The following is a 20474-nucleotide window of genomic DNA, read 5'->3' on the forward strand; positions in this document are numbered from 1 at the left end:
TCAATGGCAGGTCATAGTAAATGGGCCAATATCAAACACCGCAAGGCGGCCCAGGACGCCAAGCGCGGTAAGATCTTCACCAAGCTGATCCGCGAGATCACCGTGTCCGCCCGCATGGGCGGCGGCGAGATCAACGATAACCCGCGTCTGCGGGCGGCGGTGGACAAGGCGCTGACCAACAATATGACCCGGGACACCATCGACCGGGCGATCAAACGTGGCGCCGGCGGTGACGACAGCGCCAACATGGAAGAGATCACCTACGAAGGTTACGGCAAGGGTGGCGTGGCGGTGCTGGTGGAAACCATGACCGACAACGTCAATCGCACCGTGGCCGAAGTGCGTCATGCCTTCTCCAAGTTTGGTGGCAATCTTGGTACCAGCGGTTCGGTGGCGTTTCTGTTCACCAAGCGGGGCGAAATCTTCTTCGAGCCCGGCGTGGACGAAGAAAAGCTGATGGAATTGGCCCTGGAAGCCGGCGCCGAGGACGTGGAAGAAAACGACGACGGCAGCTTCCTGGTGGTGACCGCCCCGGATCGCAGCTTCGGTGACGTGGTCGATGCGCTCAAGGCGGGCGGCTTGGAGCCGGCGGATGCCGAGGTCACCATGCATCCATCCACCAGCGCGGAGATGGACGCCGACACCGCCGAGACCGTGGGCAAGATGGTCGACCATCTGGAAGATCTGGACGACGTCCAGAACGTCTACACCAACGCCGAGTGGCCGGAGCAATAACGGACCGCTAACACGCTGGCACGCAACACGCTGGCACGCTATTCCAGCCCTTTGCGCTGTTTTGAGGTTTTCCAGCGTGTAAGCGTGTTGCGTGAAAGCGTGTTAGCGCTTCTACTGGACATAAGAACAGCGGAAAGGTTATATGAGGCAGGTAACGGCTACCTGCCTTTTTATTATGAGAATCGGCTGGACTTTATGACCATTTTGCTCGGTATCGACCCAGGCTCCCGACACACCGGTTACGGTGTCATTGAGCAACAGGGTAATCGCAGCCGCGCTTTGACCTTTGGCACCATCAGTACCAGCGGTGAGGACATGGCTCCACGCCTGGGGCAGATTTTCACCGGGCTGACCGAGCTGCTGACGCGCTTTCAGCCGGCGGAAATCAGCATTGAAAAGGTGTTCATGGCTCGCAACGCGGATTCCGCATTGAAGCTGGGTCAGGCCCGGGGCGCCGCACTGGCGGCGCTGGTGCAAAGTGGCGCGCCGATATTTGAGTACTCCGCCCGCCAGGTGAAACAGGCGGTGGTGGGGAGTGGCGGCGCCGAGAAGGTTCAGGTGGCGGAAATGGTCCGGCATTTGCTGGGTTTGGACAAACGCCCGCAGGCGGATGCCGCCGATGCTCTGGCCATCGCCCTGTGTCATGCGCACATGCGCGTATCGCTGGCGCGCATCGCCGGCGCCACCGCGGTAAGACGAAGACGGATACGATGATCGGACAACTCAAAGGACAACTGCTGGACAAACGACCGCCCTGGCTGCTGCTGGATGTGGGTGGTGTCGGCTACGAAGTGGAAGCGCCGATGACGGTGTTCTATGACATGCCGGAAGTCGGGGCGTCGTTGACACTGCATACCCATTTCGTGGTTCGCGAGGATGCCCAACTGCTGTACGGCTTCAACAGCCGTTATGAGCGCGAGCTGTTCCGCAGCCTGATCAAGGTAAACGGTGTCGGCCCGAAAATGGCGCTGGCGATTCTCTCCGGCATCGAAGCGGATCGGCTGGCCGCCTGTATCCGTGATCAGGACACCAGCTCCCTGGTGAAGGTGCCGGGTATCGGCAAGAAAACCGCCGAGCGTCTGGTTATCGAGATGTCCGATCGCCTGGACAAGCTGGAAGGCGCGCCAGCGATGCCGTCGGGGCTGGTGTCCCAGGCCGGCGCCAATGGCGTTCGTGACGACGCGGTGGCGGCGCTGGAAGCTCTGGGCTATCGCAATAAGGACGCGGTGGCGGCGGTGGCCCGCGCGGCGGAGGCCGGGGAGGAGACCAGCGAAGGTCTTATTCGCCGGGCTCTGCGTGGTCTGGCAAAGTGATGTCCTGTAAAGAGTGATGCCCCCGCACCATAAAGGGTGCTTCTCTGGCTCTATTGCTCTATTAGAGAAGGTGTAATGTCACCATGGACAATGATCGCCTGATTTCCTCCGGCGCTTCGGATCCCCGGGAAGAGCAGCATGACCGGGCGATCCGGCCCGCCAATCTGGCCGATTACAACGGTCAGCCCAAGGTCCGGGAGCGGCTGGAAATTTTCATCGACGCCGCCCGCGGGCGTGGCGAGACTCTTGATCACACCCTGATTTTCGGACCGCCGGGGCTGGGGAAGACCACGCTGGCGCATATTATTGCCCGGGAAATGGGCTCGGAATTGAAGTCCACCTCCGGCCCGGTGCTGGAAAAAGCCGGAGACCTCGCCGCCATCCTCACCAATCTGGAAGAGGGCGATGTGCTGTTCGTGGATGAGATCCACCGGCTGTCACCAGTGGTGGAAGAGATCCTCTATCCGGCCATGGAAGACTTCCAACTGGACATCATGATCGGCGAAGGGCCGGCGGCCCGCTCCATCAAACTGGACCTGCCGCCGTTCACCCTGGTCGGCGCCACCACTCGTGCCGGTCTGCTCACCGCGCCGTTACGTGACCGCTTCGGTATCGTGCAGCGGCTGGAATTCTATAACGTCGACGACTTGTCGCGGATCGTCGCCCGTTCCTGCGACATCCTTGCCATTCCAGTGGATGAAAATGGCGCCCGGGAAGTGGCGCGCCGCGCCCGGGGCACGCCGCGGATCGCCAACCGGCTGCTGCGCCGGGTGCGGGACTATGCCGAGGTGAAAGGCGATGGCCGCATCGTGGGACCGGTGGCGGAGGCGGCGCTGGATATGCTTGAGGTGGACAGCCACGGTCTGGATGGCACCGACCGGCGGTTGCTGAACATGATGATGCATAAGTTCGACGGCGGTCCGGTGGGGCTGGACTCGTTGGCGGCGGCCCTCAACGAGGACGCCGGAACCCTGGAGGAAGTGGTGGAACCCTATCTGATTCAACAGGGTTTCATACAGCGCACGTCGCGGGGCCGGCAAGTGACCAACCACGCCTGGCGCCACTTCGGGCTGCGCCGCCCGGGGAGTGATGAGGATTTGTTTAATGACTGAAAAATCTTCGACGGATCAGGACTTTGTCCTACCGGTGCGGGTCTATATCGAAGACACTGACGCCGGCGGTATCGTCTATTACGTGAACTATCTGAAATTCATGGAACGAGCCCGTACCGAATACTTGCGTTCCCTGGGCTACCAGCATTACGGGTTGTCCGAGGAGAATTATCAGTTCGTGGTGCATTCCTGCCAGGTGCGCTACCACAGTCCCGCGCGTATCGATGACGCCCTCGGTGTCACCGCTGGATTGCGTCACCTGGGGAAGGCGACGTTGCTGTTTGCTCAGCAGGTGCGCCGCGGAGATCAGCTTCTGTGTGAAGCGGAAATCAAAATAGCCTGCGTCAGTGCCGACGGTATTCGCCCGAAAGCGTTGCCGGCGCCGCTGTACCAAAGATTCAAGGCCGAATATCGAGGAGAACGGGCCAATGATTGAAGCCTCCGACATGTCCATTGCTTCCCTGGTGCTGCATGCCGGGCCGGTGGTGAAGGCGGTAATGCTGGTGCTGCTGTTCGCTTCCCTGTTCTCCTGGTATGTGATCGTTACCCGCTATCGGGTATTGAGCCGGGCGCGCAAGGCGGGGCAGGCGTTCGAGGAGAAATTCTGGTCCGGCGGTGATCTGGCCAGCCTGTATAATCAGGTGCGCAAGAAATCCAATCCGGATTCCGGTACCGAGGCAATTTTTCGTGCCGGGTTCCAGGAATTCGTGCGGTTGTCGAAGACTTCCCGGGACAGTGACGCGGTGATGGACGGTGCCCAGCGGGCCATGCGTGTGGCGCTGCAGCGGGAAGAGGCGAGGCTGTCCCGTTACCTGCCGTTCCTGGCGTCGGTGGGCTCCACCAGTCCCTATATCGGCCTGTTCGGTACGGTGTGGGGCATCATGCATTCATTCCGTGCCCTGGCCAATGTGACCCAGGCCACGCTCAGCGTGGTGGCGCCGGGTATCGCCGAGGCGCTGGTGGCTACCGCCATCGGCCTGTTCGCGGCGATTCCGGCGGTGATGGCTTACAACCGCTACGCTTCTCTGTCCGACTCCCTGGTGGGCAACTGCGAAATGTTCGCCGAGGAGTTTTCCGCCGTTCTCCACCGTCAGGCCCATAGCCGGGAGGAGTAGATCGTGGCCCGATACCGACCTTCTTCAGGTATGCGCAGGCATACTCCGCGGAAGCTGGCCGCGGAGATGAACGTGGTGCCTTACATCGATGTGATGCTGGTGCTGCTGGTGATCTTCATGGCCACCGCGCCGATGATGACCCAGGGGGTCTCCGTGGACCTGCCCCAGGCCAATAGCGCGCCGCTGCCGACGGAAAATGACGAGCCGGTGATGATCGCGGTGGCCGCCGATGGCGGCTACTACATTAATGTCGGCGATGACAGTGAAGCCGCCACCGATCTGGAAGCATTGACCCAGCGGGTCACCGCCATTCACAGCGAGAAACCGGAAACCCTGTTCCTGGTGCGCGGTGATCAGGACGTGCCCTATGGCAAAGTAGTGGTACTGATGTCGGAGCTGCAAAGTGCCGGTGTCACCAAGCTGGGCCTGGTAACCGACCCAGCGGAGTTGCCATGAGTGACCGTGGGGTAGGCGCGGGGCTGTCCCTGTTCCTGCACCTGTTGGTGCTGGGAATGGTGTTGTTTACCTGGACCTCCGAGCCGGAACTGCGCCGTCCCCCGAAGATTCCTCCTCATGTGATGGCGGTGGTTACCGACCAGACCGAGCGGGCGGCGGCGCCCACCCGTCCCGAGCCCAAGCAAGAGAAGCCGACGCCCAAGCCGCAGCCCAAACCAGAGCCCAAGCCGAAACCTAAACCGGAGCCTAAGCCGGAACCGAAGCCCAAGCCTGAGCCGAAGCCGGAACCCAAACCCAAACCGAAACCCGAGCCTAAGCCAGAGCCGAAACCGAAGCCCGAACCCAAACCGAAGCCCGAACCCAAACCGGAACCCCCAAAACCGGAACCGAAACCCAAAGCGGATGCGAAACCGAAATCGGAGCCGCCGCCCAAGTTCGAGCAGCCGGACATGGAGGAACTGCTGGCTCAGGAACGGCTGGAGATGGCGCGTCAGGGTAAGAAGCAGGACCAGGAGAATCCCGGCAGCGGTGACCCGGACAGCAAGGTGGAACAGGAAACCGCCAGCTATATTGACGCCATCTCCTCGGCGGTGGCTCAACGCTGGCGCATTCCCGGCAACTACCGTAACCGGAACGACATCCGTACCCAGGTACGTATCCGGATGGTTCCCGGCGGTGACGTGGTCAATGTGGATGTGGTGAAGTCCAGCGGTTATCCGGACTTCGATGATTCCGTGGTCAAGGGCGTACAACTGGCCAGCCCCCTGCCGGTGCCGAAAGGCGACGGTTTTGAAGAGTTCCGAACGCTTGTGCTCGAATTTGAACCTGGAGATGCCAAATGAAGCGACTGATATTGGCCCTGGTCCTGGCGACACTGACGGTGGCCGCGCGGGCCGAGCTGTTGATCAAGGTGACCGAGGGACGGGTGGACGCGGTGCCGATCGCCATCGTGCCGTTTGACGGCGATAACGAGGCGCCGGAGCAGGTGTCCTCCATTGTCGAGGCGGACCTGCACCGCAGTGGTCAGTTCAAACCGCTACCGGCCAAGAACATGCTCAGTCGGCCGCACACCAAGGACGCGATCATTTACCGGGATTTCCGTGTGCTCGGCCAGGAGTACCTGGTGATCGGCCATACCAAGCCGCGGGACGATGGCCGCTATGAAGTGACCTATGGCTTGTATGACGTGGGTCGCCAGCGTGAACTGTTCAGTGAAAGCTACAGTCCGACCAAAGCTCAATTGCGGGATGTGGCCCATGCCATTTCCGATCGCATCTATGAAGAGCTCACCGGCATTCCCGGTGCCTTTTCCACCAAGATCCTTTATGTCACCCATAACCGTGGCGCCAAGCTGCCTTATCAACTGCAGTACGCCGATGCCGACGGCCATCGGGTGAAGACCATTCTGTCCAGTGCCGAGCCGATCATGAGCCCGTCCTGGTCACCGGATGGCAGCAAGATCGCCTATGTCTCCTTTGAGAACAACGGCAAGCCGAACATTTACGTTCACGATCTGGCCAGCGGGCAGCGTTCCGTGGTCAGCCGGGAGCGGGGTATCAATGGCGCTCCGTCCTGGTCACCGGACGGTCAGCGGCTGGTGATCACCCTGTCCAAGGACGGTAATCCGGAACTGTATATGGTGAATGTGAATGGCGGCGGGTTGACCCGGCTGACGGACAACTACGGTATCGATACCGAGGCACGCTGGATGCCGGACGGCGAGCATGTGGTGTTCACGTCCAGCCGTTCCGGCGGCCCGCAGATCTACATGCTCAACATCAACGATCGGTCCGCCCGTCGGGTCTCCTTCGAGGGCAATTACAACGCCCGTCCGGATGTCACCCCGGACGGCCGGTATCTGGTTTATGTGCACCGTCGCAATGGCAGTTTCAACGTCGGCGTGCAGGACCTGCAACGGGGTACGTTCGATATTGTGACTCAGACCAATATGGATGAGTCGCCCAGTGTTGCGCCTAATGGAAGTATGGTAATTTACGGTACGCAACGTCGCGGCACGGGGGTCCTGGAGGCCGTATCCATCGATGGCAGAGTCAAGGTAGAGCTGCCGTCGAAGGAAGGGGAAGTCAGGGAACCGGCCTGGTCGCCGTTTCTGTAGATGCTGACTCGCATCTCAGGTGTCTGGCCCAGGGTGAGCCACGCGTCAGCGTTGTCACTGACGGGCCGGGGACGGATGCGGAGGTTTCTCCATAAACGGGTCTCAGTGTTCGAAATTACAGGAAATTAATCAGGAGTTTTGTCATGCGTTCATTCGTCAATCCTTTGTTTGCCGTTATTCTGGCCGGTGTTCTTGCCGCCTGTTCCAGCACGCCCACCGAGCAGGACACGTCCGCCACGGACACCTCCGGCATGGATTCCCAGACCGGTACCACTCAGCCGGTTCAGCGTCCCGAGTCCACTCGTCCTGACACCAGCAGCGTTCCGTTAACCGCGGATAACTTCCACAACCATCCGTCCAACTACGACGGCACCACCGATACTCGTGTGATCTACTTCGCATTCGACAGCAACACCGTTCCGGCGGCTGCTTTCGAAAGCCTGCGTGCCCACGCTACCTACCTGAAAAACAACGCCAACGCCAAGCTGCGCCTGGAAGGCCATGCCGACGAGCGCGGTACCCGTGAGTACAACGTGGCTCTGTCCGAGCGTCGTGCCCAGGCGGTACAGAAGTTCCTGCGCGTTCAGGGCGTATCCTCTTCCCAACTGGAAGTGGTGTCCTACGGTGAAGAGAAGCCCGCCGCTTTCGGTCACAGCGAAATGGACTGGGCGAAAAACCGTCGCGTTGAGCTGAACTACGTGGCAGGCCGTCCGTAAGCCATGATGTTGAAGCAGGCCATCCATAGACTCGGAACACATGGGTTCATCGGTGCCCTGCTTGCGGGGGCCGTGATTACTGCGCAGGCGCAGACCGGCCCTTTGTCCGTGGAGGACCGCGGCGGTTCACGGGGCGGTGCCCGCACCGTCGCCGCGGAATCCACTGGCGGTAACGACGGCGTGATCATGCTGATGCAGCAAATGCAGCAGTATGAGGAACAGCTTCAGGATTTACAGGGTCAGATAGAACGTCTGCGTCACGAAGTGGACCGGCTCAAAGCCGCCGAGCGCGAACGCTATCTGGACCTGGATACCCGAATCAATGCCCTGGCGGAGAGTACCGCGCCGGCTTCGGCCGATGACGAGAACGCCACCGGGGATGGAGAGGACGGCGAAGGACCGGCGGACCCGCAAGCCGATCGCCAGGCCTACAATGACGCCCAACGCAAATTGCTGGACCGCGACTTCGAAGGCGCCGTACCGGCCCTGGAAGCCTATCTGGAAGAGTATCCGAACGGCCGGTATCGTCCGCAGGCCCATTTCTGGCTGGGTGAAGCCTATTCCAATCTGAAATCGCCGCAGTTGACCAAGGCCCGGGAACAGTTTTCCAAGGTGGTGGAGGATTATCCGGATCACAGCCGGGCGCCCACCAGCCTGTACAAACTGGCCAGCCTGCAGGCGCGGGGCGGCAGTACCGTTCAGGCTCGCGACACTCTGAAGCGCCTGGTCAAACAGTATCCGGACTCCTCCGAGGCGGAGCTGGCCAAGGCCATGCTCAAGCAACTGGGCAACTGAACCCGCCAGCCAGGCGCCGGGGAGTCCCCGGCGCTTTCCCTGTGTTAGAATGCGCGCCATTCCGGGGCTCGATTCCGACCCCGAATGACTCCGCCCTGTTCCGGGCGGCCATCCGTATCCGCCAACGACACCCGCATTCGCCGCCGGTCAGGAGCCACAGTGGAACTGCGTATCACCGAGATTTTTCACTCTCTGCAGGGAGAAGCCCGCAGCGTGGGACGGCCCACTGTCTTCGTGCGGCTGACCGGCTGCCCCCAGCGTTGTGTCTGGTGTGATACGGAATATGCCTTTCAGGGCGGGCAAAAATGGTCCCTGGACGATATTCTCGAGACCGTGGACGGCTACGGAGCAGGCTATGTCACGGTGACCGGCGGTGAACCGCTGGCGCAACCCAACTGCCTGCCGCTGCTGACGCTTTTGTGCGACCGTGGCTATGAAGTGAGCCTGGAAACCGGGGGCGCCATGGATATCGCCGCCGTGGACGAGCGCGTCTCGGTGGTGATGGATCTGAAGGCGCCGGGCTCCGGCGAGCAGCACAATAATCGGCTGGAAAACATTCCGCTGCTGCGGCCGAACCATCAGGTGAAGTTCGTGCTGGCGGACCGTCGCGACTACGACTGGGCCCGCTTCATGCTGGATCAGCACCAATTGGCGCGACGGGTGTCCGATGTGCTGTTCTCGCCGGTGCAGGGGCAACTGTCACCGACCGACCTGGCGGACTGGATTGTGCGGGACCGCTTGCCGGTACGCTTCCAGATCCAGCTGCATAAATTACTGTGGAATGATGCCCAGGGGCGCTGAAGCCCAGGGGCTGCTATGACGGAGAACACAACATGAGCACCGCCGTGGTACTGCTGTCCGGGGGCCTGGATTCCGCCACCTGTCTGGCCATGGCTCGGGCCGAAGGGCACCGCTGTCATACCATCGCCTTCGACTATGGCCAGCGCACCCGCTCGGAGCTGGCGGCCGCCGAACGGGTTTCCCGCGCGCTGGGCGCGGAGTCCCATCGGGTGATCGAACTGGGTCTCGGAAACATCGGCGGTTCCGCGCTTACCGACCATGACATCGCGGTGCCGGAAGACGTACCGGAAGAAGAGGGCGACGGCATTCCGGTGACCTATGTGCCGGCGCGCAACACCGTGTTTCTGTCGCTGGCGCTGGGATTGGCGGAGGTGCTGGAGGCCGATGTTATTTATATCGGTGTCAACGCGGTGGATTATTCCGGTTACCCGGATTGCCGGCCGGCGTTCATCGAAGCGTTTCAGAACATGGCCAACCTGGCCACCAAAGCCGGGGTGGAAGGGCATCCGATCCGTATCGCCACGCCGTTGATGACTTTGTCCAAGGCGGACATCATTCGGGAAGGGACCCGGCTGGGACTGGATTATGGTCTCACGGTGTCCTGCTATCAGGCCGACGAAGAGGGGCAGGCCTGTGGGCGCTGCGACAGTTGCCGGCTGCGCCGCCAGGGCTTCGAGGAAGCATTGGTCAAAGATCCGACAAAGTATCTGCGGGCGTGAAAAAAATCCCGGTTTCCCCCTTGTCATGTCGAAATAAATCCGTATTATTTGCGCCTCGTTCGACGGGTCGTTAGCTCAGTTGGTAGAGCAGTTGGCTTTTAACCAATTGGTCGTAGGTTCGAATCCTACACGACCCACCAATTTCCAAAAGGGCTGCCGCCAGGCAGCCCTTTTTTTTATGGCCGCCGCCCATGGCGGTCACCCCGCGGGCCGTCGCCCATCCGCCCGGGGGGACGCCATTTCAGCCTTATTTTATATGCATAAAATGCTTTATTCTGAGCCCGGAAGGCAGTGAATCCGGGGCTTGCGGCGTTTTACACCATACTCTTGACGGCACCCGCCGTGACCCCCTCTTTGGCTGTGGTATGATTCGCCCCCCGGTTGGCATCAACATCCTTGATCGTCACCGGGACAGCGACGAGGGTCCGATCCGGACCGATTGTCGGCTTTCCGATCCTCACACGGGGCGGCGATGCGATATGAGTGCTCAGGCTAAAGAACTGGTCCGCGCCCATCTGGCCCATGCCGATGGCGAGCAGGAGATGACCCTGGAACAGCGGGAATTCTACCGCGAGCGGATTAAAGAGAAGTTACAGGCCCGCGACGCGGTGATGGTGGCGCATTATTACACCGATCCGGAGATCCAGGCGCTGGCGGAGGAAACCGGCGGCTGCGTGGCGGATTCCCTGGAAATGGCCCGCTTCGGCAAGGAGCATCCGGCCAACACCCTGATCGTGGCCGGCGTGCGTTTCATGGGCGAGACGGCGAAGATTCTCAGCCCGGAAAAGCGGGTGTTCATGCCCACCCTGGAAGCCACCTGCTCCCTGGATATCGGCTGTCCCGAGGATGAGTTCGCCGCCTTCTGCGAACAGCATCCGGACCGTACCGTGGTGGTTTACGCCAACACCTCCGCGGCGGTGAAAGCCCGGGCGGACTGGGTGGTGACGTCGTCCATCGCGGTGGAACTGATCGAGTATCTGGACCAGCGCGGCGAGAAGATTCTATGGGCGCCTGATCAGCATCTGGGGGCCTATGTGCGCGACAAGACCGGTGCCGATGTGCTCTGTTGGGACGGCGCCTGTATCGTCCACGAGGAGTTCAAGGCGCGCGGCGTGGAAGAGCTGAAAGCCGTCCATCCCGGTGCCGCGGTACTGGTGCATCCGGAATCACCGGCATCGGTGGTGGCCATCGCTGACGTGGTGGGTTCCACCTCGCAGTTGATCAAAGCGGCCACCGAGATGCCCAACGACACCTTCATCGTCGCCACCGACAAGGGCATCTTCTACAAGATGCAGCAACTGGCGCCGGAGAAGACCTTCATCGAAGCGCCCACCGCCGGTAGCGGCGCCACTTGCCGCAGCTGTGCCCATTGTCCGTGGATGGCCATGAACGGCCTGGAGAACACCCTGGCGGTGCTGCAGGACGAAAATGGTTGCGGGCAGGAGATCTTTGTCGATCCGGACCTGGCCCGTCGCGCCATGGTGCCTCTGGACCGGATGCTGGATTTCGGCAAGAGCCTGAAACGCTGATCGAATGGATGGCGGTTCCGGGGCTGTGTCCCGGACCGTCGTCAAAATTCCTCTTCGGAAAGCCGCTCCATTTCCTTGAGACGCGCATTCAGAGCGCTGCGCAGGGCGAACTGTCCGCTGGCTTCCTTCAGGGCAAACTGCATTTGTTGTTTGGCCTCGCGGTCCCGGCCGCGCAGGAAGGCGTATTCGGCCCGGCCCCGATGAGCGCGCGCCAGTTCCCCGCTGTTGCCCCAGGCATCCGCCGCCATGGACCACAGCATGGGATCATCCGGGCGCTGCCGCAGTAGCGGTTCCAGGACCGGCACCGCTTTTTCCGGCTGTTTGGAATACAGATAGGCCCGCGCCAGCAGTACCGAGCTGGGGTAGCCCTCCGGGTTGATCTTCTGCACCCACTGGGCCATTTCGATGGCACGGGGATAATCGCCTTCCGCCAGCGCCACTTCCGCCAGGCCCAACGGATACCACAGTTCGGCACGGTCCTGTTGGCGTAACTGATCCAGCCGGCGACGGGCCAGATCGTACTTTTTGTCGTACAGGGCCGACATGGCGAGGCCATAGCGGGCTGCTTCCTGCTGACTGACGTCGCCGTTCTTCAGCCGTTTCTGGAAGTAGGCTTCGGCGCGTTGATAATCGTCGAAGAAGGAGGCCTGGATACGGGCGCGTACCAGCTCGAAGGGCAGGGAGGTTTCCTGTTTCGGGTGAGGCAGGTTGCGGGCCCGGGCGCGGCTGTCCGCCACCCGGCTTTCTGTGACCGGGTGAGTGAGCAGAAACTCTGGCGGATCGCCGGCGAATTGCTGCTGTTCCACCAGCCGTTCAAAAAAACGGGGCATGGCGTTCGGGTCCAGGCCCGCCGAGACCAGGGTCTGCATGCCGACCCGGTCCGCTTCCCGCTCATGGTGGCGGGAGTAGGCCAACTGAGACTGGATCACACCAGCCTGGGTGGCGGCCATGCCGGCCATGCCAGCTTGAGCGTCGCCCGCCACCGCCACCGCGATACTGGCCAGCATGGCCGCCAGCATGGCGATGTTGGTGCGCTGGGAATCCACGTAGCGACGGGTAAAATGGCGTTGACTGACGTGAGCGATTTCGTGGGCCACCACACTGGCCACTTCATCCATGGAGCCGGCGTTGAGAAACAGGCCGGCGTTGAGGCCGATGACGCCGCCGGGTACCGCGAAAGCATTGATGGCCTGGCTGTTGATCACCACGATGGAGAGATTGGGTTCGTGCAGATCGCTGAACGAAGCCAACCGGTAAACCAGGTTTTCCACGTAGTCTTGTACCAGTGGATCGGTCATGATCGGTGTCTTGCCGCGCAGACTGCGCAGCCAACTGCGGCCCAGCCGGTACTCCTGGCCCGTGGACAGCAACGCCGCCGCCGGATCACCGAGATCGGGCAGATCCTGGGCGCGGCCGGGTGGCGCGGCGAGCACCACCACCAGGCTGAGTATCAGAGCGTGCATGGCACGGATCACAAAGTAACTCCTGATATAAGGATGGCACCCTTTGATGGATGGCACCCGACACCATTCCGAGGATCCGATGACGGTTCATCAGACCCTGGACGCCAGAGGGCTTCAATGCCCCTTGCCGTTACTGAAAACCCGCCAGGCCCTGCGACATCTGGCGCCGGGGCAGATGTTGCGGGTACTGGCCTCCGATGCCGGTTCGGCAAGGGATATTCCCGCCTATCTTCGACAATCACCTCACGATCTGGTTCGCGATGGCGAAGCGGCGGGCGAGTACGAGTTTTTGATACGCTGTGGGGCCGCCGGCGACGGCGCATAGAGACTGTGTAAATTACACGGAACTATCAACCCCTCTGAATGATCCGATACCCGGTTTTAATAAGGAAGGCACTCGATGTTCAAAGTGTTCAAGGGCTGGATGGAACGCTGGTTTGCTGATGAAGAGGCGGTCTATCTGCTGGTGGCCCTGGTCGGAGGGCTGGCGATTATCCTGCTGTTTGGCAACATCCTGGCGCCGGTGCTGGCGGCGCTGGTGCTGGCCTATCTGATGCAGGGACTGGTCAGTGCCCTGGAACGGCGTGGTTTGCCCTCTCTGTTGTCGGTGATATTGGTGTTTCTGCTGTTTCTTGGCGGCTTGGTGGCCACCCTGGTGGTGCTGTTGCCGATGGTGTGGCAGCAAACGGTCATGCTGGTGCGGGATCAGCTTCCTCACGTGCTCAAGAACAGTGAGCAATGGCTGCGGGCATTGCCCGAGCAGTACCCGGAAGTGATTTCCATCGAGCAGGTGAACATCCTGGTCAACTCCGCCCAGCGCGAACTGGCCCAGTTCGGACAGGCGGTGCTGTCTTTGTCGCTGTCATCGATCCCCAATCTGCTGGAGATCCTGGTGTTTCTGGTGCTGGTGCCGCTGCTGGTGTTCTTTTTCCTCAAGGACCGGCAGGCCCTGGTGTCCTGGCTGCTTGGACTGCTGCCTTCCCGCCGCAATGTGCTGGGCCGGGTCTGGCAAGAAATGGACGGCCAGATCGCCAACTATGTGCGCGGCAAGGCTATCGAAATTCTGGTGGTGGGAACGGCGAGCTTCGTGGCCTTCCTGTTGTTGGACCTCAATTACGCGCTGCTGCTGGCGGTGATGGTGGGCTTGTCGGTCATCGTCCCCTATGTGGGGGCGACCCTGGTGACCTTGCCGGTGGCGGCGGTGGGTTACGCCCAGTTCGGCTGGAGCGGAGACTTCGCCCTGGTGATGGTGATATACGGGGTGATTCAGTTCCTGGACGGCAACATCCTGGTGCCGTTGCTGTTTTCCGAAGCGGTCAATCTGCACCCCGTGGCGATCATCGTCGCCATTCTGTTCTTCGGCGGGATCTGGGGGCTGTGGGGGGTGTTCTTCGCCATTCCGCTGGCCACTCTGCTGAAAGCGGTGCTCAACGCCTGGCCGCGGGAGGAGAAGGAAAAGCCCCAGGAACTACCCGCAGCCGAATAATGGGGGGATCAAGGTGCCTCTTGCCAGGAGAGGAGAGCCGACGGTCAGTGTTCCAGGACACGCTACAAGCACATCCAGGTGGGCTCGGGTTTGGCCTTCCCTGGCCAAACACGGTCCTGGAACGCTGACCGCCGACTCTCCCCGGGCTCAGAGCGTTTTTGCCGCTTCCAGTACCTCGTCCACGTGGTCCTTGACCTTGACCTTGCGCCATTCCTTGCGCAATACGCCCTTGGCGTCGATCAGGAAGGTGCTGCGTTCGATGCCTTCGAATTCCTTGCCGTACATCTTCTTCAGTTTGATCACGTCGAACAGGCGGCAGACGGTCTCGTCCTCGTCACTGATCAACTCGAAGGGAAAGGCCTGCTTGGCCTTGAAGTTTTCGTGGCGGCGCAAGGAATCCTTGGAGATGCCGAACACCTCGCAGCCGGCTTTCTGGAAGGCGGCGTACTGATCTCGGAAGTTCTGGCCCTCGGTGGTGCAGCCGGGGGTACTGTCTTTCGGGTAGAAGTACAGCACCAGATTCCGGCCCTGCCAGTCACTGAGGGTAAAGGTGGTGTCGCTGGTGGCCGGAGCGGAAAAGTCGGGGACCGGCTTGTCCAGTTCTACGGTCATGGGGTGTCCTCTCAGAGTCTTATCGTTTCGGGGTCATGGTGGCGTCCAGGTTGCGGCCTTCGCAGAAGTCCAGGAAGGCCTCGCGCAGGCGTGCCACCGAGTGTTCGGTGGGAATGCTCAGCGCCAGATGCAGGCGGAACATGGCGGTGCCGGTATGGGGCGCGGCGTAAGTGCCGGTGGTGAGGTCGGCGATATTGATGCCGCGTGCGGAGAAGAACTCGGCGATTTCATGGACGATGCCCGGGTGATCCATGGCCACCACCTCGACTTCGTAGGGCAGCGCCTGTTGCCCGGTATCGCCGCTGCGGGTGCGTTTCAGTGTCAGCGCCAGATCCAGTTTGCCTTCCAGGGTGGTGCGGTCCTGTTCCAGACGGGCCAGGGCGTCTTCCTCTGCCGCCACCAGCATCAGCACGGCGAACTCGCCGCCCAGCAGGGTCATGCGCGAGTCCAGAATATTGCCGCCGTACTCCAGCACGGTCTTGGACAGGGCATGAACGATGCCCGGCCGGTCGGAGCCAAGGGCGGAAATGACGATCAGTGACTCAGTGGCCATGATGGGATCCTCGCAAGCGTAAAAACTTGCTAACGTCGGTGGAACGTCGGCAAGTGGGAAGGCAGTAGCTTAACGCTACTGGTCGGGGACCGAAACCTCGCTCCGATGTTCCGGGAATGTTCCGGGAATGCTCCGTAAATGCCCCATGAATGCCCCGTGCCGATGCCTTTTCCGGCGAATTGATATTGTTCAGGCCAAGCGCGGAGGGGTACCATACGCGGTTTGGGGAACCACGGTTCCCAAGCGGCTGTGCGCTAAGAACAGGCTCTAAATGACGAACCGGCTCTCAACGGGCCAGGCAGGAGATGACGGCATGATTCGCGGCAGTATTGTGGCGCTGGTCACCCCGATGCGGGAAGACGGCTCGGTGGACTGGGAGCGGTTGCGGAACCTGGTCGACTGGCACGTCGAGCAGGGCACCCACGCCATCGTGGCGGTGGGCACCACCGGTGAATCCGCTACCCTCGGCTTTGAGGAACACGACAGCGTGATCCGTGAGGTGGTGGCCGTGGCCAATAAACGGATTCCGGTCATCGCCGGTACCGGGGCCAACAATACCGAGGAAGCCATTCGCCTGACCCGTGACGCCAAACGCGACGGCGCCGATGCCTGCCTGCTGGTGACCCCGTACTACAACAAGCCGCCCCAGGAAGGCCTGTATCAGCACTTTCTGGCGGTGGCGCGGGCAGTGGATATTCCCCAGATCCTGTACAACGTGCCCGGGCGCACCTCCTGTGATCTGCTGCCGGAGACGGTGGAGCGCCTGTGCCGGGTGCCGAACATCGTCGGCATCAAGGAAGCCACCGGTAATCTGGAGCGGGCGCGGGAGATCCGTGAACGCTGCGGCCCGGATTTCATGGTCTATTCCGGTGACGACGCCACCGCTTGCGAGCTGATGCTGGCCGGCGGCGATGGCAACATTTCCGTCACCGCCAACGTGGTGCCGGCGAAAATGGCGCGGCTCTGTGACGCGGCGCTGAGTGGCGATGCCGATGGTGCCCGTGCATTGAATGCGGAACTCGAGCCCCTGAATCGTGATCTGTTTATCGAAGCGAACCCGATTCCCGTGAAATGGGCGCTTTATGAGATGGGGATGATCGACCGGGGAATCCGGTTGCCCCTGGTTACATTGTCGGAGGCCGCACAACCGCGCTTGCGTGAAACGCTGCGTCGTAGCGGGCTCCTGGAGGCATAATGCAGCGTTGGCTTACTGTTGTCGCGCTGGCCACCACGGGTATGGTGGCCGGCTGTGGTTTGATTCCGAATCAAAGTCTGAAGTATCGCGAAGCCGAGGTGGTGGAGCCGATGACCGTGCCGGACGGCTGGGTGTTCATTGGCCAATCCCCACTATATGAAGTGCCGGACGCGGATCAGCGGCTGACCGCCGAGGATGGCGAACGGGGCTTCCAGGCGCCAAAACCGCCGGATCTGGTCGGCGCGGTGCCGGAAGACGGCGACCAGACGCCGGTGCCGGCGTTGCCGGCCGGCGCCAGGGCGGTGCTGGCGAAGGACGGTACCGGTTATCCCATCATCATGATGCCGGACCGCTATGCGCAAGCCTGGGAAAGCGTGGGGCAGGCACTGACGCAGACCGACCTGCGCGTCACCGACCGTAACCGCGACCAGGGCGTGTTCTTCCTCACCACGCCGGAACGTTATCAGCTCCAGCCGGCGGAGGCTCAGCTCAAGCTCAGCCATACCACCAACGGTATTCAGGTGGCCCTGATGAACGCTGAAGGCACCGCGCTGGCGGATAAAGCCGGAAGCCTGGCGGTATTGGAAAGTCTGTACGGCGAGCTGCAACGTATCGGCTCGGGTATCCGGCGCTAGGCGCCGGCGGAAGGCCGCGGTGCGCCTGGCTTCCCTCGGCAGTGGCAGTAAAGGCAATGGCACCCTGGTGTCCGCGGACGACTGCCTGGTGCTGGTGGATTGCGGCTTTACCGTCAAGGAAACCGAGCGCCGTCTGGCCGAGCGCGGTCTTGGCGGCGCCGATCTCGGGGCCATTCTGGTTACCCACGAGCACGGCGACCACATTCGTGGCGTGGGCGCCTTGGCTCGCCGGTACCGGATCCCGGTTTACAGTACCTTTGGCACCGCCCGGGCGGTAACCGGGAAAGCGGCGGGCCTCCATCGCTGTGACTGGCACGAAGTGCGCCCGGGACGGCCCTTCCAGATAGGTGCCCTGGCGGTGACGCCGGTGACCGTGCCGCACGATGCCCGTGAACCGTGCCAATACCGGTTCTCCTGGCGGCAACGGGAGGTGGGCGTGCTCACCGACCTGGGCTCGGTAACCCCTCACGTGCTGCAGGCCTATGCGGAATGCGACGCGCTGGTGCTGGAATGCAATCATGAGCCGGAATTGCTCGCCAACGGCCCTTACCCGCTGTCGCTGAAGCGTCGGGTCGGGGGGCATCTGGGGCACTTGAGCAATCAGCAGGCGGCGACGATGCTGGCGCAGTGCAACGTGGATCGCTTGCAACATCTCGTGCTGTCGCACTTGAGCGAGCAAAATAACACTCCCGATCATGCCCTGTGGGAAATTCATCAGGTCATGGAGCAGGGCCGGGAGCGAATTCAGGTGGCCAGCCAGACCGGTGGGTTTGACTGGCTGAATGTTTCCTAGCGCAGGATCACGAGGTCAAAGCAGGTACCCCATGGAAAAACGTGACGAACTCTACGCCGGCAAGGCCAAGTCCGTATACACCACCGACGACGCCGACAAGCTGGTGATCGTGTTTCGCAACGACACCTCTGCTTTTGACGGCAAGAAGAAAGAGGCGCTGGACCGTAAGGGCGCGGTGAACAATCAGTTCAACGCCGCCATCATGGAAAAGCTCCAGGCCGCCGGTATTCCCACTCATTTCGAGAAGCTGCTGTCCAACACCGAATGCGTGGTGAAGAAGCTGGAGATGATCCCGCTGGAATGCGTGGTGCGTAACATCGCCGCCGGGTCCATCGTGCGCCGCCTGGGCGTGGAGGAGGGCAAGGAACTGAATCCGCCCACCTTCGAGCTGTTCCTCAAGGACGACGCCCTCGGTGATCCGATGGTCAACGAATATCACGCGCGCAGCTTCGGCTGGGCCGAACCCGAGCACCTGGAAAAAATGAAGGAGCTGACCTTCAAGGTAAACGACGTGCTCAAGCGGCTGTTCCTGGACGCCAACATGCTGCTGGTGGACTACAAACTGGAGTTTGGTCTGTTCCAGGGCGAGGTGGTGCTGGGCGACGAGTTCTCCCCGGACGGCTGCCGCCTGTGGGACAAGGACACCCGTGAGAAAATGGACAAGGACCGTTTCCGCCAGGGGCTGGGCAATGTGGTGGAGGCCTATGAAGAAGTCGGCCACCGCCTCGGCATCACCTTCCAGTACGACTGACCCGGCCTGAATTCCATCGCGGTCCTTTTCTGATACAGGAAAGTCTGATACAGGAAAGGACCGTGATTGTTGCCCGTTCCCGCCTTCCCGCTTCCTCTCCCGCCCACCCCTGGGGCCTGGTTCCAGCGCCATATCAGTGCGTTCGGCGTTACGGTTTTGCACAAGGTAACGAAAATTTCACAATGCGCTGAAGCTGCCTGGCGCAAGTCGTTGTTTTTTCTTGGATCGATATATAACTTATTGATTTTAAAGAGATTTAATTTTATGGATACTTTTTCGTCATTCTGTCGAAATGTCAGGGTAAATGGGGCCTGGCGACAGTTGATGACAGTCTGTGCACAGAGTTATCCACAGATTCTGTGAGTAACTCACCGGTGGATAAACCCTGATCAATTTTAGCCGCCGTGCAGGCCCAGGGTGTTCATGAACAGACGCATCAGTCCGGCGGCGAAACCGAGCGCCAGCACACTGGCACTCCAGATCAGTGCCATCCACCCCAGCCGTTTGGGCCAGGAGGGCGGCGGGGCGGCTTGGGTCGTTTGAAAGTGTTTCATCTGCCGGGTTGCCATCAGTGGTAACCGTCCTCCGGCCGGACTTTGCCACGGAACACGTAGTAAGCCAGGGCCGTGTACATCAGGATGAAAGGGATAATGAACAGGGCCCCCACCAGGGTGAAACCGAGACTTTGCGGTGGCGCGGCCGCCTCCCACAGTGTCACGTCCGGTGGCAGGATGTGCGGCCAGCCGCTCACCGCCAGGCCGCTGTAGCCAAGGAAGATCAATATCAGGGTGTAAATGAACGGCGCAACCTGGGCGCCTTGTTTCAGCCCCTTGAGCATGAGCGTGGCGCAGAACACCACCAGCAATGGAATCGGCGAGAACCAGAACACGTTGGGAAAGCTGAACCAGCGCTCGGCGATTTGCGGGTGCGCCATCGGCGTCCACACGCTGATAACGGCAATCAGGGCCAGCATCACCCAGGTCAGCGGATAGGTCAGGCGGCGCATGCGGTCCTGCAGGGGGCCCTCTGTTTTCATCAGCAGCCAGGTGCTGCCCAGCAGGGCGTAGGCGAACACCAGACCAACCCCGGTGAAGAGCGGGAAGGGTGCGAACCAACCGAAAGCGCCGCCGGTGTAGACCCCGTTCTCCATCGGCAGACCGTTGATGAAGGCGCCCAGCACTACACCCTGAAAGAAGGTGGCGGCCAGCGAGCCGCCAATGAACGCCTTGTCCCATATCGGTCGCTCGTGCTCGCGGGCCTTGAAGCGGAACTCAAAAGCGATGCCGCGGAAGATCAGCCCCAGCAGCATGAAAATCAACGGCAGGTAGAGCGCGGTGAGGACCACCGAATAGACCATCGGGAAGGCGGCGAACAGGCCGGCACCGCCGAGCACCAGCCAGGTCTCGTTGCCATCCCAGACCGGCGCCACCGTGTTCATGGCCACGTCCCGATCCTGTTTGTCCGGCAGAAACGGATAGAGGATGCCGATGCCGAGATCGAAGCCGTCCATGATCACATACATCATCACCCCGAAGCCGATGATGAGCGCCCACAGCAAAGGAAGATCGATACCCATGGT

General features: G+C 61.3%; 25 protein-coding genes and 1 tRNA gene. 21 read left to right on the top strand and 5 right to left on the bottom strand.

The features are described from left to right. The first annotated feature begins 3 nt into the window (after positions 1-3). The 15 genes from MA04_RS04230 (at position 4) to nadA (ending at position 11407) form a co-directional block, all read left to right on the top strand. Positions 4-735, top strand: a complete 732-nt coding sequence (locus MA04_RS04230; protein ID WP_163127209.1) for a YebC/PmpR family DNA-binding transcriptional regulator — start codon at positions 4-6, stop codon at positions 733-735. A 195-nt stretch (positions 736-930) separates the two neighbouring features. Then, positions 931-1449, top strand: coding sequence for a crossover junction endodeoxyribonuclease RuvC (ruvC, locus tag MA04_RS04235; protein ID WP_163127210.1), 519 nt, complete (start codon positions 931-933; stop codon positions 1447-1449). Then, on the top strand, positions 1446-2048 hold the full coding sequence (ruvA, locus tag MA04_RS04240) for a Holliday junction branch migration protein RuvA (RefSeq protein WP_014995561.1): 603 nt from the start codon (positions 1446-1448) through the stop codon (positions 2046-2048). The genes ruvC and ruvA overlap by 4 nt, the downstream gene beginning before the upstream one ends. Before the next feature lie 83 nt (positions 2049-2131). After that, on the top strand, positions 2132-3160 hold the full coding sequence (gene ruvB, locus MA04_RS04245; protein WP_262459572.1) for a Holliday junction branch migration DNA helicase RuvB: 1029 nt from the start codon (positions 2132-2134) through the stop codon (positions 3158-3160). Further along, complete coding sequence (ybgC, locus tag MA04_RS04250; RefSeq protein ID WP_163127212.1) at positions 3153-3596, top strand: tol-pal system-associated acyl-CoA thioesterase; 444 nt, start codon at positions 3153-3155, stop codon at positions 3594-3596. The genes ruvB and ybgC overlap by 8 nt, the downstream gene beginning before the upstream one ends. After that, positions 3589-4275: a protein TolQ gene (gene tolQ / locus MA04_RS04255; RefSeq protein WP_014995558.1), complete on the top strand. Its 687-nt coding sequence runs from the start codon at positions 3589-3591 to the stop codon at positions 4273-4275. Before ybgC ends, tolQ begins: the two co-directional genes overlap by 8 nt. A gap of 30 nt (positions 4276-4305) precedes the next feature. Beyond that, positions 4306-4731 carry a protein TolR gene (gene tolR / locus MA04_RS04260; RefSeq protein ID WP_205475467.1) on the top strand — a complete coding sequence of 142 codons (426 nt, stop codon included), beginning with the start codon at positions 4306-4308 and terminating at the stop codon, positions 4729-4731. Then, positions 4728-5573 (top strand): TonB C-terminal domain-containing protein, encoded by an 846-nt coding sequence (locus tag MA04_RS04265; RefSeq protein ID WP_262459573.1) that lies wholly within the window; start codon positions 4728-4730, stop codon positions 5571-5573. The genes tolR and MA04_RS04265 overlap by 4 nt, the downstream gene beginning before the upstream one ends. Next, on the top strand, positions 5570-6847 hold the full coding sequence (gene tolB / locus MA04_RS04270) for a Tol-Pal system beta propeller repeat protein TolB (protein WP_262459574.1): 1278 nt from the start codon (positions 5570-5572) through the stop codon (positions 6845-6847). The genes MA04_RS04265 and tolB overlap by 4 nt, the downstream gene beginning before the upstream one ends. A gap of 143 nt (positions 6848-6990) precedes the next feature. Then, positions 6991-7563, top strand: coding sequence for a peptidoglycan-associated lipoprotein Pal (pal, locus tag MA04_RS04275; protein ID WP_163127215.1), 573 nt, complete (start codon positions 6991-6993; stop codon positions 7561-7563). Positions 7564-7635: 72 nt separating this feature from the next. After that, the gene (gene ybgF / locus MA04_RS04280; RefSeq protein ID WP_240342818.1) at positions 7636-8358 is read left to right on the top strand and encodes a tol-pal system protein YbgF; all 723 of its coding nucleotides are present in this window, start codon (positions 7636-7638) and stop codon (positions 8356-8358) included. Positions 8359-8517: 159 nt separating this feature from the next. After that, a complete protein-coding gene (gene queE / locus MA04_RS04285) occupies positions 8518-9159 on the top strand; it encodes a 7-carboxy-7-deazaguanine synthase QueE (RefSeq protein ID WP_262459575.1) in 642 nt (213 codons plus the stop codon). Positions 9160-9191: 32 nt separating this feature from the next. Continuing rightward, entirely contained in the window at positions 9192-9878 is a 687-nt protein-coding gene (queC, locus tag MA04_RS04290) for a 7-cyano-7-deazaguanine synthase QueC (protein WP_163127218.1), read from the top strand. A gap of 64 nt (positions 9879-9942) precedes the next feature. Beyond that, positions 9943-10018, top strand: a tRNA-Lys gene (locus MA04_RS04295). A gap of 339 nt (positions 10019-10357) precedes the next feature. Beyond that, positions 10358-11407: a quinolinate synthase NadA gene (gene nadA, locus MA04_RS04300; RefSeq protein WP_163127219.1), complete on the top strand. Its 1050-nt coding sequence runs from the start codon at positions 10358-10360 to the stop codon at positions 11405-11407. A gap of 41 nt (positions 11408-11448) precedes the next feature. Here the strand turns inward: nadA and MA04_RS04305 are convergent, their stop codons facing one another. Then, a complete protein-coding gene (locus MA04_RS04305) occupies positions 11449-12882 on the bottom strand; it encodes a M48 family metalloprotease (RefSeq protein WP_163127220.1) in 1434 nt (477 codons plus the stop codon). Positions 12883-12916: 34 nt separating this feature from the next. Here MA04_RS04305 and MA04_RS04310 point away from each other — a divergent pair, with 34 nt between their 5' ends. Both MA04_RS04310 and MA04_RS04315 read left to right on the top strand, forming a co-directional pair. Beyond that, positions 12917-13195: a sulfurtransferase TusA family protein gene (locus MA04_RS04310; RefSeq protein ID WP_163127221.1), complete on the top strand. Its 279-nt coding sequence runs from the start codon at positions 12917-12919 to the stop codon at positions 13193-13195. Between the two features lie 75 nt (positions 13196-13270). Beyond that, positions 13271-14356, top strand: a complete 1086-nt coding sequence (locus MA04_RS04315) for an AI-2E family transporter (RefSeq protein WP_163127222.1) — start codon at positions 13271-13273, stop codon at positions 14354-14356. A gap of 147 nt (positions 14357-14503) precedes the next feature. Here the strand turns inward: MA04_RS04315 and MA04_RS04320 are convergent, their stop codons facing one another. Both MA04_RS04320 and MA04_RS04325 read right to left on the bottom strand, forming a co-directional pair. Then, positions 14504-14968: a peroxiredoxin gene (locus tag MA04_RS04320; protein WP_022996132.1), complete on the bottom strand. Its 465-nt coding sequence runs from the start codon at positions 14966-14968 to the stop codon at positions 14504-14506. A gap of 19 nt (positions 14969-14987) precedes the next feature. Next, on the bottom strand, positions 14988-15521 hold the full coding sequence (locus MA04_RS04325) for a glycine cleavage system protein R (RefSeq protein WP_163127224.1): 534 nt from the start codon (positions 15519-15521) through the stop codon (positions 14988-14990). Between the two features lie 313 nt (positions 15522-15834). Between MA04_RS04325 and dapA the strand changes: the two genes are divergently transcribed. The 4 genes from dapA to purC are packed head-to-tail and all read left to right on the top strand — an operon-like array spanning position 15835 to position 18895. Continuing rightward, a complete protein-coding gene (gene dapA / locus MA04_RS04330; protein WP_163127225.1) occupies positions 15835-16716 on the top strand; it encodes a 4-hydroxy-tetrahydrodipicolinate synthase in 882 nt (293 codons plus the stop codon). Then, entirely contained in the window at positions 16716-17351 is a 636-nt protein-coding gene (bamC, locus tag MA04_RS04335) for an outer membrane protein assembly factor BamC (RefSeq protein WP_262459576.1), read from the top strand. Before dapA ends, bamC begins: the two co-directional genes overlap by 1 nt. 19 nt (positions 17352-17370) lie before the next feature. Further along, complete coding sequence (locus tag MA04_RS04340) at positions 17371-18144, top strand: MBL fold metallo-hydrolase (RefSeq protein WP_163127227.1); 774 nt, start codon at positions 17371-17373, stop codon at positions 18142-18144. Between the two features lie 31 nt (positions 18145-18175). Further along, complete coding sequence (gene purC / locus MA04_RS04345) at positions 18176-18895, top strand: phosphoribosylaminoimidazolesuccinocarboxamide synthase (RefSeq protein WP_262459578.1); 720 nt, start codon at positions 18176-18178, stop codon at positions 18893-18895. A 395-nt stretch (positions 18896-19290) separates the two neighbouring features. Here purC and MA04_RS04350 read toward each other — a convergent pair whose 3' ends face one another. Both MA04_RS04350 and cydB read right to left on the bottom strand, forming a co-directional pair. After that, positions 19291-19449, bottom strand: coding sequence for a DUF2474 domain-containing protein (locus tag MA04_RS04350; RefSeq protein ID WP_262459579.1), 159 nt, complete (start codon positions 19447-19449; stop codon positions 19291-19293). A 14-nt stretch (positions 19450-19463) separates the two neighbouring features. Then, a complete protein-coding gene (gene cydB, locus MA04_RS04355) occupies positions 19464-20471 on the bottom strand; it encodes a cytochrome d ubiquinol oxidase subunit II (protein ID WP_262459580.1) in 1008 nt (335 codons plus the stop codon). Positions 20472-20474: the final 3 nt, after the last annotated feature.

Source organism: Alloalcanivorax balearicus MACL04, from assembly GCF_025532145.1.
Taxonomy (GTDB): domain Bacteria; phylum Pseudomonadota; class Gammaproteobacteria; order Pseudomonadales; family Alcanivoracaceae; genus Alloalcanivorax; species Alloalcanivorax balearicus.

Coding starts and splice junctions, on each gene's coding strand:
- MA04_RS04230 (WP_163127209.1), top strand. CDS start 4: ATGGCAGGTCATAGTAAATGGGCCAATATCAAACACCGCAAGGCGGCC.
- ruvC (WP_163127210.1), top strand. CDS start 931: ATGACCATTTTGCTCGGTATCGACCCAGGCTCCCGACACACCGGTTAC.
- ruvA (WP_014995561.1), top strand. CDS start 1,446: ATGATCGGACAACTCAAAGGACAACTGCTGGACAAACGACCGCCCTGG.
- ruvB (WP_262459572.1), top strand. CDS start 2,132: ATGGACAATGATCGCCTGATTTCCTCCGGCGCTTCGGATCCCCGGGAA.
- ybgC (WP_163127212.1), top strand. CDS start 3,153: ATGACTGAAAAATCTTCGACGGATCAGGACTTTGTCCTACCGGTGCGG.
- tolQ (WP_014995558.1), top strand. CDS start 3,589: ATGATTGAAGCCTCCGACATGTCCATTGCTTCCCTGGTGCTGCATGCC.
- tolR (WP_205475467.1), top strand. CDS start 4,306: ATGCGCAGGCATACTCCGCGGAAGCTGGCCGCGGAGATGAACGTGGTG.
- MA04_RS04265 (WP_262459573.1), top strand. CDS start 4,728: ATGAGTGACCGTGGGGTAGGCGCGGGGCTGTCCCTGTTCCTGCACCTG.
- tolB (WP_262459574.1), top strand. CDS start 5,570: ATGAAGCGACTGATATTGGCCCTGGTCCTGGCGACACTGACGGTGGCC.
- pal (WP_163127215.1), top strand. CDS start 6,991: ATGCGTTCATTCGTCAATCCTTTGTTTGCCGTTATTCTGGCCGGTGTT.
- queC (WP_163127218.1), top strand. CDS start 9,192: ATGAGCACCGCCGTGGTACTGCTGTCCGGGGGCCTGGATTCCGCCACC.
- nadA (WP_163127219.1), top strand. CDS start 10,358: ATGAGTGCTCAGGCTAAAGAACTGGTCCGCGCCCATCTGGCCCATGCC.
- MA04_RS04310 (WP_163127221.1), top strand. CDS start 12,917: ATGGATGGCACCCGACACCATTCCGAGGATCCGATGACGGTTCATCAG.
- MA04_RS04315 (WP_163127222.1), top strand. CDS start 13,271: ATGTTCAAAGTGTTCAAGGGCTGGATGGAACGCTGGTTTGCTGATGAA.
- MA04_RS04320 (WP_022996132.1), bottom strand. CDS start 14,968: ATGACCGTAGAACTGGACAAGCCGGTCCCCGACTTTTCCGCTCCGGCC.
- MA04_RS04325 (WP_163127224.1), bottom strand. CDS start 15,521: ATGGCCACTGAGTCACTGATCGTCATTTCCGCCCTTGGCTCCGACCGG.
- dapA (WP_163127225.1), top strand. CDS start 15,835: ATGATTCGCGGCAGTATTGTGGCGCTGGTCACCCCGATGCGGGAAGAC.
- bamC (WP_262459576.1), top strand. CDS start 16,716: ATGCAGCGTTGGCTTACTGTTGTCGCGCTGGCCACCACGGGTATGGTG.
- purC (WP_262459578.1), top strand. CDS start 18,176: ATGGAAAAACGTGACGAACTCTACGCCGGCAAGGCCAAGTCCGTATAC.
- MA04_RS04350 (WP_262459579.1), bottom strand. CDS start 19,449: ATGAAACACTTTCAAACGACCCAAGCCGCCCCGCCGCCCTCCTGGCCC.
- cydB (WP_262459580.1), bottom strand. CDS start 20,471: ATGGGTATCGATCTTCCTTTGCTGTGGGCGCTCATCATCGGCTTCGGG.